The sequence below is a fragment of the Ruegeria sp. CJ3 genome (genome assembly GCF_056536725.1).
This window is the reverse complement of sequence record NZ_JBQFQE010000015.1, coordinates 33,286-46,821: the sequence shown is the minus strand read 5'-3', so window position 1 is coordinate 46,821 and position 13,536 is coordinate 33,286. Positions and strand designations below refer to the sequence as shown.

The following is a 13,536-nucleotide window of genomic DNA, read 5'->3' as shown; positions in this document are numbered from 1 at the left end:
GCTCCAATACCGCGTAACTAACACACGTTTGCAACCACTCTCCCCATATGTAAAATCGAGAATATCGATCAATGGATAAGCACGGCTTATAGATCAAAAAGAGTCGAAACAGCAAATGCCCGCGGTTCCCAACCGCGGGCATTTATTGTTTTTTGTGAGTGGCTTATCGGTTGCGCCAGGCTTGCGTTCGACTGAGGATTCCTTTTGACGCAATCAGGTGCAAAATACGCGCCCCGGCATTGGTGTAGAAGATCATCATCCCCATCGCAGCAGCTGGTGCAATGTCGCCGGCATCATCCATGTTCAGAACCGCGATCGAGGCCAGAGTAGTCTTGGGTGAATACAAGAACACCACTGCCGACACCGTCGTCATCGCGTTGACGAACAGGTAGATCGAGATATCCAGCACTGCAGGCAAGCAAACCGGCACCGTCACTCGGGCGAACAGCTTCATGGTGGGCTGTTTTAGCGACGACGAGACGGATTCGAACTCGCGGTCCATCTGCTTGAGCGCCGTTACGGCGGTCAGGTGCGACACGGTATAGAAGTGTGTCACCGAGCAGATCACAAGAATGGCCATCGTCCCGTAGATCGCATTCAGCGGGTTTGCGGGATTGTTGAAAAAGAAGATATAGGCCAGGCCCAGTACCATTCCGGGGATCGCCATGGGCAGCATGGCAAACATCTGGAACAACGCGCGCCCGGTTTTGAACCCGTTTGACTTTTCAACAAGATAGGCGCCGAAAAACACGACCGAGGTGCCGATCACTGCAGTCAGCAGCGCCATTCTGATCGAGTTAAAGTACGACGCCCAACCGCCGCCATCCATGCGGTTGAAGTCATAGTTGCGCAAGCTCAGGCTCAGATCGTACGGCCAGAACTTGATCAGTGCAGCGAACTGACAGACCGCCAGAATGCCGACAATAAACAGGGCGACCAGGCTGCAATAGATCAGCATGATGCGATCGGTTTTTGGGTTCGGGTTCGGCTGATAAGGCACGGAGCGCGCCGACAGCAGCGCCACCTGTTTCGACTGCACCAACCGGTCTATTGCAAAGGCCAGGATCGCCGGCACCACCAGAACCACGGATACGACAGCGCCCATTTCAAAGTTCTGCTGACCGATCACCTGCTTGAAGATATCGACCGCCAGAACGTTGAACTGTCCACCAATAACCTTAGGAAGACCAAAATCCGTGATCACCAGATTGAACACCACAAATGCAGCTGAGATCAGACCATAGCGCACGCCGGGGATAGTCACGGTCCAGAAGGTCCGCCATGGCGTCGAGCGCAGGCTGGCGGCAGCCTCGTACAGCCGGGCATCGGAAATGGCCAAAGCCGTCGAAATGATGATGAACGCATGGGGAAAGGTGAAGAAGACCGAACCTATGATGATCCCGATAGGCCCATAGATACTGGCGCCAAACAGCAGTTCCTTGATCATACCCTGGTTGCCGAAGAGATACACCAAAGCGATCCCCGGTAAGAGTGATGGCACAAGGATTGGGGCCATCGCAACCAGACGAAACAGGCCTTTAAAGCGCATACAGCTGCGGTTCAGTGCATAGGCAAACCAAAAGGCCAGCGTCACAGTAATGATCGTAACAACGACCGAAATCCAAAGTGAGTTCTTGATCGAGTTGAACAGCGCCGGGGTTGAGAAATAGCTGACGAAGTTGTCCACGCCCGTCGATTTGACCGGCCGCAACTGAACTCTGCGGAACGTGTTCGAATCGAGCTCGACCCAATCAGTGCCTGTTTGCAGATTGGACCCGATCAGGAACCGCCCATCTGGCACGGTATTGCGGATCTGGTACATCACCGGGCTGCGGAAACTGAAATCCGGGAAAAACGGGGTGACAGACAGCCGTCCGTCCGAGCCGGTCGACAAGTCTTGTTCGCTGTAAGCGCCGGTTTCAGCATTCAGCTGGGCGCCATTCAGCACGGTGCCGCTGAATACGCCATTGTCGTCGCTGACCTGAAACTCGTATTGCGACAACTCCATGCGAAAGGTCGAAAACGATTTGGACAGCATCGCCCAAAGCGGGAACGCCAGCGTCACAACCAAATACAGAGCGATGATGATCATGCCACCGCGCATGATTATATCGTCGCGGCTCAGCTTGCCCTTGATGATCGGGCCGGCGGGCAGAGAGGTGGTATCGGTCATCAGCCCTCCTCCGCCGGGGTGAAGGCCATCAGGCGGTTGCGGGGCAGTTCGATCATCATCTGGCCACCCTCTTCAAGACCCAGACGACGGACCGCGTTGATCGAGAAATCGGCGATCAGCTCTTCGTCTCCGAAGGTCTTGTGGGACAGACGGCAGCGCCAGAACGAGCCAAGGAACTCCATCTCGGTGATCAGCACCTCAAAAGCGTTTTCGGGCGTGGTGACGATGTCGGGCGCACCCGGTGAACGCGCGCCTTCGCCATGCGGAATGATATCCTCAGGCCGGACGGCGGCAACGATGCGACTGCCCTTCTGATGCGAATGCGGCTCGCATTTCAGAACTGAATTGCCAAGTTCCAGCGTTTCCGTGTCGCCTGCCGCTGCAGTCAACTGGTTCATCTCACCGATGAAATCGGCCACGAACAGGTTGGCCGGGTGGCGATAGATCTCGGTCGGGGTGCCGACCTGTTCGATCACGCCGTGGTTCATGACGACGATCCGGTCGGCCATGGCCAGCGCCTCTTCCTGATCGTGGGTCACCATCACGGTGGTCACGCCCAGTTTACGCTGCAATTCCTTGATTTCATGCCGCAAATGCACACGAACCTTGGCATCCAGCGCCGAAAGCGGTTCATCCAGCAGCAACAGGCCGGGATTGGTGGCAATGGCGCGCGCCAGAGCGATCCGCTGTTGCTGACCGCCCGACAGCTGAGCCGGGTACTTGCTGCCCTGATCCGGCAGGCCCACCAGTTTCAGCAGTTCAGCCACGCGCACGGCAATCTCGGATTTGCTGCGGCCGGTGTTTTCAAGCCCGAAGGCGATGTTCTTTTCGATCGTCAGGTTCGGGAACAGCGCATAAGACTGGAACACGATCCCGAAATCACGCTCGGATGGGGGCAGGTTCGAGACATCCTTGCCATCCTGCATGACCGTCCCCTTGGTTTGCAGGTCCAGACCCGCAATCGCACGCAACAACGTGGTCTTGCCGCAACCCGAGGGCCCCAGAAAACAGATGAATTCGCCTTCGTTGATGTCCAGCGAGATATCCCGGAGGGCCAGAAAATCGCCAAACGCCTTCCAGAGGTCTTGGATACTCAGATAGAGATCACCGGGAGAGGTTTTCTTAAGCACGGGGAGTGGTCCTTGAGCTTTGCGCAGCAGCCATGACGAGAGAGTGGCCAGAAATTCGCCGCGCCGTTCACGTGAGTTGTAGGGAGAGTTTATCCAAAGGCCGGAGGGGCGTTAAGCCCCTCCGACGTGAGTGGTTTATTCTTTGGGTTCGGACTTGCCGTCGTAACGCCCTTGCCATTCCTTCAGGATGGCGGCGCGGTTGTTGGCGGCGAATTCGAAATCATTGTCGATCATCGCGTCCAGCAGACCTTCGGGGAAGTGCTCAACCGGCTTTGCGATGCCCGGGTAAGCAACAACCGCGTAGCCAACGTTGTACATCTCGTTGGCCTCAGGCGTCACCGAGAAGTCCACCAGTTTCTGAGCGGCTTCCAGCTTGTCGGTGCCCGCGACAATCGCGGTTGCTTCCATGTCCCAGCCAACACCTTCGCTGGGAACGATGATGTCCAGCGGTGCGCCTGCGGCTTTCGACTTGGCGCCGCGGAAGGCAAACGAGATGCCGATCGGAATCTCACCGGCGGCAGCCAGTTTGCAGGGCTTGGAGCCCGAATGGGTGTAACGCGCGATATTCTCGTGCAGCGCGTCCATGTATTCCCAACCGCCTTCTTCACCGAACATCTGCAGCCAGCTGGAAACGTCCAGGAAGCCGGTGCCCGACGAGTTCGGGTTCGGCATGATCACGTGACCCTTGTACTGCTCGTCGGTCAGGTCTTTCCACGAGGTCGGCGGCGTCAGGCCAACCTTCTCGGCTTCGACGGTGTTGTAGCAGACCGAGGCCACCCACGCGTCCATGCCAACCCAGCTGGGCACATCGCCGCTGTCGACGAATTTCGCATCCAGCTTATCGACACCAACCGGCGCATAGGGCTCCAGCATGTCTTCGGATTTCAGCAGCAGCAGCGAGGTTGCCGCCAGACCCCAGACCACGTCAGCCTGCGGGTTGTTACGCTCGGCCAGCAGCTTGGCGGTGATGATACCGGTGGAATCGCGAACCCAGTTGATCTTGATGTCGGGATGCACGGCGTTGAACTGTTCAGCGTAACGGGCCAGGTCTTCGGCCTCGACAGCGGTGTAAACAGTCAGCTCGGTTTCAGCAGCGGCCGCAGTGGCCATCAGCGAGGCCGCTACAACTGCTGTGAACGTGGAAAGAGATTTTTTCATGTTGTCCTCTGTTGTGTAGATTATGACGCAGACGCCATTCTCATGTGGCGCTTCCATTATTGGTTGTTGATGACAGTAATTTGACAGAAACCAGAAACAAGAAAAATCGTTAATATCTACTATATCATAGGTTTTACCTATATATTATATTCCTGTAAAAAATTCAGCGTTTTGAGGCGGTTTCGCCCAAATTTCCACCACATGACGCCCGTATCGCCCGTAAATCGCAGGGGTGCTGTTACCCTATCACATCCCGAGGGGCCCAAAAGACGCAGCACGAATTCGGCCGATGGTTGCGCGGGGCCATGACCGCAACAACCCGTCCCGCCGCGAGCGGGACGACTCGGCCGACTTACGTCTGGCTTTCGCGGGCCGGCAATTCTTCAATCAGCCGTGTCTCAAGCAACTGGCCGTTGGAATACAGGATCGGCGTGGAAATCGCCGCGATATGGCTGTTGAACTCGCGCAGGGCCCGCAGGGTTTCCAGATGCACATCGCTGGTCTCGAAACTATCGACCATTCCGTTCTGCAACCGCCGGAAGTGGCGTTTGCGGCTGTCCCGTTCGGCCCGTTTGATTTCGGTCTTTTCCGAATTCAAAAGGCGCGCGCTTTCCAGATCTTCCGAGATGATCACATTGGTCGCCAGCTTCAGGTTGGCCAAAATCTTTTCGTGCATATCCTGCACCTCGGACCAGCCTTCGGGCGAAAACTGCCTGCCGGTTTCGCGCAGCTCAACCGCCAGCACCGTCAGCCGCTTGGCCACCACATCACCCGCAGTCTCAAGCCGGACAGCGTATTCCAGCACATCGCGGGCTGTTTCCGAGCTTTTCTTGTCCATTTTCTCGGCGGGCAGCGCGGCGACAAAGGCGCGGATATCAGTCAGGCACTGGTTCACGTCCAGATCAATGGCCTGAACCGCCTTAATCTGTTCGTCATCGCCCGACCGGTACAGTCCAAGCAGCGGGCTGAACATGGTCTGGACCAGTTCGGCCATCCGCAGCAGTTCCCGCTTCAGAGCCGAAACGGCCAGTACAGGGTTCTCGACCATGTCGGGGTCCAGCGCGCTGACCGGGCGGGTCAGCGGATCGCCCTGCGTCTGGGGTTTTGTGTCCGGGAAGAACCGTTCGAACGGGGCATGCAGCATACCGCAGAACGGCATCGACAGAATCAGCAGAGATGCATTGAACGCCAGATGCGCATTGACCAGCATCTGTCCCTGATAGTCCGCGCTCAGCATTCCGGTCCTAAGGGCCAGATTGGCAGCAAACAGGCATATAACAGCCCAAAGTCCGCGTAGTGCAAGGTTGGCAAAGGGGATGCGCCTTGCGCGCGGCTCCATCCCGCGGGTCAGCCAGACGGGGATCAGCGCACTGCCCAGATTAGCCCCCAGAACCAGCGAAAGACCCGCCGAAAATGGCAGCGCTCCAATCTGCACCAGCGTCACGCACATGAGAATCGCCGCGACCGAACTGTGCATCACAAAGGCCAGCGCGCCCCCGACCAGAAAGGCGGCCACATAATCGCGCACCAGATAGTCGGCGATGGCGGGCAGAAAGGCACTGTCGCGGATCGGGTCCATCGCCTCGCGCAGGAACCGCAGCGAGATCAGGATGAAGGCAACCCCCATCAGGATGCGTCCGATCTGGCGAGGCTTCTTACGCTCGGTCTTGACGAACAGCCAACCGCCCACCGCCAGCAGCAGCGGTACCAGCCAGTCCAGCCGGAACGACAGAATTTGGATCACCAGGGCCGAGCCCAAATCACCGCCCAGCACAATCGCCAGACCGGCGGAAAAGGCCAGATACCCACCGGCGGCAAAACCCGAAGCCAGCAGCGCAACCGCTGCAGAACTTTGCAGCACAACCGCCAACAACATGCCCGTCATGCTTGCGCCGATCATGCTGTCATTGCGGGTCAGAACCCGCTGGAACGAGGCACCATAGCTGCGCTCGATCCCAGTGCGCACCATGCGCACCGCAAACAGCAGCAACATCGTTGCGCCGGCTAGCTGCATCAAGAAAACGAGTATTGCCATTATGTAATTGCCTCAGGTCTTGGTTGGGGCTCATCCTGCGCGCTGCTATCAGCAGGAAACCCGTCTTTGGTGCGGAGATATGTCATTCAGCCGCCAACAGTGTTTTGATCTGCCAGCCCTCAAGTTTTGCCGCCAGCTTTTTCCCGGGAAGCGCATCGGTGATCAGTTGATCGACAGCCTGAGGCTCAAACCCCTGATGTGGCCCCGAGGTGTCGAATTTCTGATGCACCATGGCGATCATGGTCCGACTTGTGCGGTCCACCACCACCGAGGCCAGCTCGGCCTCGCCGGGGCTTTGGTACAGAAACCCGAATTTCGGATCCAGCGCATCCGGGCTAAGGATCGCGATGTCGTACGTATAGCGGCGCACCTGCGCCTCGGCGACGAAACCGAACGTCCCCATTTCGTCCTTGCGCATTTCACCACCCAGCAGAAAGACGCGGTTTCCGTTGTGTGCCAAAAGCTTATGCGCCACGTTCATCGAATTGGTCACAACCGTCAGATCGCGCCTGTCCCGCAAGGTCTCGGCGACGAATGCGGTCGTGCTTCCGACGTCAAGGAACAGCGTGGCCCCGTCCGGGACCAGGCTGGCAACTGCCTTGGCAACCTGCATCTTTTCTTCGGTGAACTCGCCAAGGCGTTGGAAAAAGCCGATCTCGTGCTGAGCATCCAAAAGGCGAACCATGCCATGGTTCCGCTCGACTATTCCCAGCTTGGACAGCGATTTGATAGTGCGCCGGATCGTCTCGTCCGAAACGCTGAGCGTTTCAGCCAACTCGACATTGCGGGCCTGACCGCCCAGTTGACGCAGCGCTTCGATTACCTGAAGCTCTCTCGGAGATAACGAATTTCGGGCGATCACGTTCGCAACCCTCACTACTTTGCGCGGTTTTCGCATCAATATCCAACAAAGTCCACACAAGTATTGTTTTTTGCAGACTTTAATCCCCACTATTGGGTGAATCATGACCGGTGGCGATAAAGGTAACGCCTCCGAGGCCCATCTGAAAATTCTGGCGACAAGTGATAAAGATCATATTGACGCATCCCTCTTTCTCGGGCACTCAGATCGCCGATGGTTCCCGACGGTGCGCCCAAGGGATGAAAAGGGAATACGGTGCGGTACCGGGATGACCGGGATACGCCAAATCCGTAACTGCCCCCGCAACTGTAAGCGGTGAGCGACGCCAAACACCCACTGGCCCAAGGGCCGGGAAGGACGGCCGAGCACAGACCCGCAAGTCAGGAGACCTGCCATCAAATGTTAACCAACCCGGGGCGGGGCGTCCTGGAAGGAGGCTTGGATGGCACGTCTGACGCGTGATTACATGATCGGCACCTTCCGCCCGCGCTTGGCAGCAAGTGGAGCGGACAATGCCAGAACGACCTGACCATTTTCTTCTGATCTGCGCCACCTGTGCCGAAGGCAGGCCTGCTGATACCCTGCACCGCGATCTGGCGGGCAAGCTGCCACATGGGTTTGCGATCCGTACTATTGATTGCATGGCGGGCTGCGACCGCCCCCGGACCGTTGGCTTTCAGGCCACGGGGAAGGCCCAATACCTGTTCGGGGACATCCAGACAAAAGCGGATGTCGAAGCGCTGGCGCAATTCGCCCTGCAATATCAGAACACGGCAGACGGATGGACGAATGCCACCGACAGACCGCCCGCGCTGCTGACCAAGACACTGTCCCGCCTGCCTGCGATCCACGGCGAGGGACAGGCATGAAAACTCCGGATTTCCTGATAGCACGCGACCTTGAATACTATGCGCTGAACGGCGACGTCCTGTTGCAGGGCGTGTCGTTCGAACTGAGCGAAGGCGCGATACTGGCTATTGCCGGTCCGAACGGAGCGGGAAAAACCACATTACTGAACCTGCTGTGCGGTGCGGTCGATCTGGCGCTGGGGGATGTGCTGATCAGGGGGCGCAGCCTCAGGCAGATGTCCGCGTCCGAGCGGGCCCGGATGATCGCCGTGGTCAGTCAGCAGGAATATCCCGACGGGCGGCTGTCATTGCGCGATTATGTTGCGCTGGGTCAGATCCCGATTCGGGCCGACCGCTCGGCCGAAGATCATGCCGCCGACCTGTCGCGCATTCTGGACCTGACCGGACTCACAACTCTGGCCGACAAGAAAATGGCCGTGCTGTCCGGGGGCGAGCGTCAGCGGGCCCATATCGCGCGGGCGCTGGCGCAGAACCCGTCGCTGCTGTTTCTGGATGAGCCGACCAACCATCTGGACCCCGATGCCAAGGGGCGGATGCTGTCTCTGGTCGCGGAACTCGGCATTACCGTGGTCATGATCGTCCACGATCTGGTCATGATCCCGGAATTCGCCACCCATGTCGCGCTGATGAAATCCACCCGCTTGACCGGTTTTGGACCCGTGGCCGAGGTGCTGACCTCGGATCGGGTGCGCGACACGTTTGGGGTCGATTACCTGTGCCTGCCGCACGAAGGCCGCATGATTCCGGCGCTGGACATCCGAAGAACCTCAATTTCAACTCAATCAAGGAGTATCCCCGAGTGAAACACATCTGGTCCGTGGTTCTGACCACAGCCATGGCGGGCAGCGCTGCCGCGCATGAGATCACCGTCGACAATTGCGGTGAACCGCTGGTCTTTGACACCGCGCCCGAGCGGCTGGTGGTGCATGACATGAACATGACCGACATGGCCTTTGCGCTGGGTCTGCAGGACAAGATCGTCGGTCTGACCGGCATCACCGGCTGGTACAAGACCAGCCCCGAATTCGACACGCTGCGCGGCGACATCCCCGAGCTTGCGCCGAAATATCCCACGGTCGAAAACCTTGTGGCGGTCGAACCGGACCTGTTCTTTGCCGGTTGGTATTACGGCATGAAGCCGGGCGGCGACGTAACGCCCGACACGCTGGAACCCTTTGGCATCAAGACCATGATCCTGACCGAAAGCTGCGTGCATCTGGACAAGGACCGCCCCGAAGCCAGCATGGACCTGCTGTTTGACGATATCCTGCGTCTGGGGAAGGTGATGCATGTCGAGGACAAGGCCGAGGCGCTGGTCGCTGGCTGGAAAGAGCAACTGGCCGGGATCGAGGCCAAGACTGCCGATCTGTCCAAACCGCGCGTTTTCCTGCTGGACGGTCCGGCGGATGCGCCCTTCACAGCCGGTAAATTCGCCATCCCCGACGCGATGATTACCGCAGCGGGCGGCGAGAATGTCACCCATGACATGGATACCAGCTGGGGCCGCACCTCGTGGGAGGCCGTAGCGGCCGCAAATCCGGAATTCCTGGTGCTGCTGGACTATCAGACCGGCAATGGCGCGGCGGATACGTTCAAGTTCCTGCAGGAACACCCCGTCATGTCGCAGACCGACGCGGTCAAGAACGAGCGCTGGATCGGCCTGCGGTACGAGGAACTGACCCCCGGACCGGCAAATATCGAGGCGATCTCGAAAATGGCGCGGGCCATGCATCCGGGTCAGAGCTGACATGGGCCGAACCGGCCTGACACTTGTGCTGGGGGCGGTCATACTGGCCGCCCTTCTGCTGATCTCGACGATCTACGGCACCACCCCGATCCCCCTGCCCGATACGGTCGACGCCGTTCTGCTGGGCACCGGGCTGTCCGGGGGCGAGATGTCGCCGCTGCACCGGATCGTCTTTGATCTGCGCCTGCCGCGCGCGCTGTTTGCGGCGGTGATCGGGGCCGGGCTTGGGCTGGTCGGTGTTGTCCTGCAGACCACAACGCGCAACGATCTGGCCGACCCGTTCCTGTTCGGCCTGTCGTCGGGGGCCGCAGCCGGGGCCGTGTTCGTCATTACCGTAACGGGCGATATTCTGGGCTTTTGGACCCTGCCTCTGGCGGCGTTCTGTGGCGGGCTGATCGCATCGGGCATCGTGCTGGCGCTGGTCCACGGGCTACGCACCAGCGCGCCGGAAAAACTGATCCTGGCGGGGCTGGCAGTTTCGTTCCTGTTCTCGGCCATCACCAACTATCTGATTTTCGCAGGCGACAGCCGCGCGGCGCATTCGGTGATCTTCTGGATGCTGGGCGGTCTGGGCCTTGCACGGTGGGAGACGTTTCCGCTGGTCTGCGCCGGTCTGCTGCTGATCCTCAGCTATTCGCTCTATCGCAGCCGCTGGCTGGACGCGCTGCTGACCGGAGATCTGACGGCATCTACCCTCGGAGTACCCGTTCAGGGGCTACGGTTCAGCATGTTCTTCGTTGCCGCGCTGGCGACGGCCGTTTTTGTCTCGGTTGCCGGTGTCATCGGCTTTGTCGGCCTGATGGTGCCCCATATCGCACGCGGCATCGCCGGACCGCTGCACCGCCAGCTGCTGCCGACGGCGGCGATCGTGGGCGCGGGGCTTCTGACGGGGTCCGACATTATCAGCCGCCTGCTGCTGGCCCCGCAGGAACTGCCGGTGGGCATCGTCACGACATCCATCGGATCGGCATTCGTGTTCCTTCTGCTGTTCCGAAGCGCGAAGGCACGGCGCTAATCATAGAAATCCCGACCCAACCCCCGAGAATAGCCCCCGGACCGCCTAGCCGATGAACCGCATCACGATTGGTGCACCAAGGATGACCAGCACCATCCGAAACACGTGATGCGCAACCACGAAGGCGACGTCTGCTCCGACGATCAGCGCCAGTACGGCCATCTCGGCCTGCCCGCCCGGTGCGAAAGCCAGCAGGGCCTCGCGTCCCGGTGCAAGGTTAAGGATAATCGCGAACTCGACCAACGCGAAGGTCAACGCGATCAGAACGAGGCAGAAGCCGACCCCGGCCACAAGGTCGCGCTGAACTTCGGCGCGCGTCACGCCCGAGTATTTCGCGCCCACGGTCAGCCCGATGAAAAACTGCGCCAGCCAGATCGCCTCGGCAGGCGGGCGAAAGTGCAGGAACCCGGTCAGGGCGGCAATCGCAGCCGCAATCATCGGGCCGAGAATTGACGCGCCGAACAACCCGACCCGTTCAGCGATGCGCCAGCCTGCGATGGCACAAACCAGCATGATCAGTAATTCCTGCAACGGGATCGACGCCGCAGGCGCGCCGGGCGGGTTGCTGAGGTCGACATCCCAAATCAATTCAAGAATAAACGGCAGCGCCGCAACGATCAGCAGAACCCGCGTTGCATGGATCAGCGAGAGGGTCCGCACATTGCCACCGGCCTCTTCACCGAAAACCAGCATATCCTGAAGCCCGCCGGGCATCGCGGCATAGTAGGCGGTCGGCATGTCATATCCCCAGACGCGACGGAAATAGGGTACGCCGATCAGTCCGATCAAAATCACGCTGACCGGGATCATGGCAAGCGTGGGCCACATGGATGGGAAACTCGCCAGAACCGCCGGTGTCAGGGTCGCCCCGACGGCTACGCCCAGAATAGTCCGCATGGTTTTGTTCACGGCCGCAATCCCGCGCAGCGGCATCCCGAAAGCAGCCGCTATGAGGCAGGCGAAGATGGGGCCTAGCAACCAAGGCAAGGGTAGGTCGAGCAAGTGAAACCCGGCCACGCCAGCAAGACCAACTGCGAAGGTCAGAACGACCGTCATCGCTGGAGTTTCACGGGGGCTGTCATGAACTTTCCGCCTTTCAAAACTGTGACCTCAGGAACGCGTGATTGGTTTTTTACTATTTGCCCCGATCACTACTTAACATCTAATCTGTCGCAGCATGAAGTGCTTGAAGATCAGGTGACGTCATCGAAAAAGAGGGGTGAGGGCGTCCAGCGACTTTAGCGTCGCGATACCTTGCGACAGTGCGTAGAGGTCACCCGCATTTTCATGACCACCCATACAATCGATGAATTTGTCTCGTTTCTGCGTCTCAGAAAATGGCTCGGTGATGCTGCCTTTTGGATTGCGCCGAACCCGCTCGACCTGTGATCCATCCACGAGTGTCGCAGTCAGGATATGCGGCAGAAAATCTTCGGCTGCTTCTTCTTCGACCGTGTAGTGGGTCATCTTGGTCCGGTCGAGCAGAGGCTCGTCCGCATGGTTCGCCACGCCTTCGGGGGTGAAATCCGTGACGCTCAATCGGCCCGCCCGCACCGCGCGCGCAATGCAATAGGACATGGAAAACCGGGCTTCCATTTCGTTTTCGGGATGCGTGAACGGCATGTTCCGATAATTCGCGATGCGCACCTTGACCGAGATGTCCGCGATGTTCTCGGGGGTGATCGCGCCTTCATCCCGCAGATCCAGCGCCATGTCGATGGCCATATGGCTGGACCCGCAACAGGCGAACCGTTTTGGCATGACACCGGCGGTTTCGATATAGTGGGGCATGTCGGGGGCTATGTTGAGATCGCCGTATCCGCGAGGGTCTTTGCCGCCGAAAAGCTCAAGAAACCCCTGCCCCCGCTCAATGATATCAGCGTGCCCGGACAGGCCAGCCCGCGCCAGACGGGCGGCTTCGATGGCATTTTTGGCGCCCATTCCCGCGTGGAACGGTTTCACTGGCGCACCGAACTGGGCCTTGCTGCCCGAGGCGAAGCTGACGGCCAGCGACATTGCGTGAACGATTTGTGCGCGATCGAACCCCATCATCGAAGCCACGCCAGCCGCCGTTCCGATGGTGCCGATTGTCGACGTGCTGTGCCAGCCAGCGGTGTAGTGAGAGGGCACCACACCCGCGCCAATCAGGCCTTGGACCTGCAGCGCGACCAGATAGGCCTCGACGACCTCTGCGCCGGATGCGTTCAGCTCATCGCCGATTGCCAGCAAAGCCGGAACTGAAACCGCCGAAGCGTGGCTGAGCGCGGGGCGGAAATTATCGTCGAAATCCAGTGCATGGGCTGCGGTTCCGTTGATCGCTGCGGCAGTTGCAGCGTCTGACCGCCCGCCACCAATCAGCCGCGCCGGGCCGTCCTGAGTCGACCCCGACAAATAAGCCTGTCGTACACTGAGCGTCGCCGGATCATCACGGCCCAGATACATACACGCGAGCGTGTCCGTGATCGCATCGGCTGCAAGCGCGCGTTGACGATCTGTCGATTGGTACGAGATGCACCAATCCGCGATGCGCTCCAGAACGGTGCTCAT

11 protein-coding genes and 1 riboswitch are annotated in these 13,536 nt (G+C 59.3%); of the genes, 4 read left to right on the top strand and 7 right to left on the bottom strand.

Translation table 11 applies throughout. The features are described 5' to 3' along the window. Positions 1-163: 163 nt before the first annotated feature. From ACR0J1_RS19125 to ACR0J1_RS19105, 5 genes are all read right to left on the bottom strand, one after another. Complete coding sequence (locus tag ACR0J1_RS19125) at positions 164-2,173, bottom strand: putative 2-aminoethylphosphonate ABC transporter permease subunit (RefSeq protein ID WP_480734260.1); 2,010 nt, start codon at positions 2,171-2,173, stop codon at positions 164-166. Next, a complete protein-coding gene (locus ACR0J1_RS19120; RefSeq protein WP_480734259.1) occupies positions 2,173-3,303 on the bottom strand; it encodes a putative 2-aminoethylphosphonate ABC transporter ATP-binding protein in 1,131 nt (376 codons plus the stop codon). The genes ACR0J1_RS19125 and ACR0J1_RS19120 overlap by 1 nt, the downstream gene beginning before the upstream one ends. Positions 3,304-3,438: 135 nt before the next feature. Next, the gene (locus tag ACR0J1_RS19115) at positions 3,439-4,461 is read right to left on the bottom strand and encodes a putative 2-aminoethylphosphonate ABC transporter substrate-binding protein (RefSeq protein WP_480734258.1); all 1,023 of its coding nucleotides are present in this window, start codon (positions 4,459-4,461) and stop codon (positions 3,439-3,441) included. 352 nt (positions 4,462-4,813) lie between these two features. Next, entirely contained in the window at positions 4,814-6,496 is a 1,683-nt protein-coding gene (locus ACR0J1_RS19110) for a Na/Pi cotransporter family protein (protein ID WP_480734257.1), read from the bottom strand. An 82-nt stretch (positions 6,497-6,578) separates the two neighbouring features. After that, positions 6,579-7,358 carry a DeoR/GlpR family DNA-binding transcription regulator gene (locus ACR0J1_RS19105; protein ID WP_480734256.1) on the bottom strand — a complete coding sequence of 260 codons (780 nt, stop codon included), beginning with the start codon at positions 7,356-7,358 and terminating at the stop codon, positions 6,579-6,581. A 197-nt stretch (positions 7,359-7,555) separates the two neighbouring features. Then, positions 7,556-7,769: riboswitch (cobalamin riboswitch) on the top strand. Positions 7,770-7,870: 101 nt separating this feature from the next. Here ACR0J1_RS19105 and ACR0J1_RS19100 point away from each other — a divergent pair. From ACR0J1_RS19100 to ACR0J1_RS19085, 4 genes are read left to right on the top strand one after another with little or no spacing between them, the layout of a single operon-like run. After that, a complete protein-coding gene (locus ACR0J1_RS19100) occupies positions 7,871-8,227 on the top strand; it encodes a DUF1636 family protein (protein ID WP_480734255.1) in 357 nt (118 codons plus the stop codon). After that, positions 8,224-9,030, top strand: coding sequence for an ABC transporter ATP-binding protein (locus tag ACR0J1_RS19095; protein ID WP_480734254.1), 807 nt, complete (start codon positions 8,224-8,226; stop codon positions 9,028-9,030). The genes ACR0J1_RS19100 and ACR0J1_RS19095 overlap by 4 nt, the downstream gene beginning before the upstream one ends. Then, a complete protein-coding gene (locus tag ACR0J1_RS19090; RefSeq protein ID WP_480734253.1) occupies positions 9,027-9,974 on the top strand; it encodes an ABC transporter substrate-binding protein in 948 nt (315 codons plus the stop codon). The genes ACR0J1_RS19095 and ACR0J1_RS19090 overlap by 4 nt, the downstream gene beginning before the upstream one ends. A 1-nt stretch (position 9,975) precedes the next feature. After that, positions 9,976-10,989 (top strand): FecCD family ABC transporter permease, encoded by a 1,014-nt coding sequence (locus ACR0J1_RS19085; protein WP_480734252.1) that lies wholly within the window; start codon positions 9,976-9,978, stop codon positions 10,987-10,989. Positions 10,990-11,034: 45 nt separating this feature from the next. On the opposite strand, the gene ACR0J1_RS19080 is transcribed toward ACR0J1_RS19085, so the two are convergent. Then, positions 11,035-12,045: an AbrB family transcriptional regulator gene (locus ACR0J1_RS19080; RefSeq protein ID WP_480734251.1), complete on the bottom strand. Its 1,011-nt coding sequence runs from the start codon at positions 12,043-12,045 to the stop codon at positions 11,035-11,037. Positions 12,046-12,192: 147 nt separating this feature from the next. Continuing rightward, the gene (locus ACR0J1_RS19075) at positions 12,193-13,536 is read right to left on the bottom strand and encodes an MmgE/PrpD family protein (protein WP_480734250.1); all 1,344 of its coding nucleotides are present in this window, start codon (positions 13,534-13,536) and stop codon (positions 12,193-12,195) included.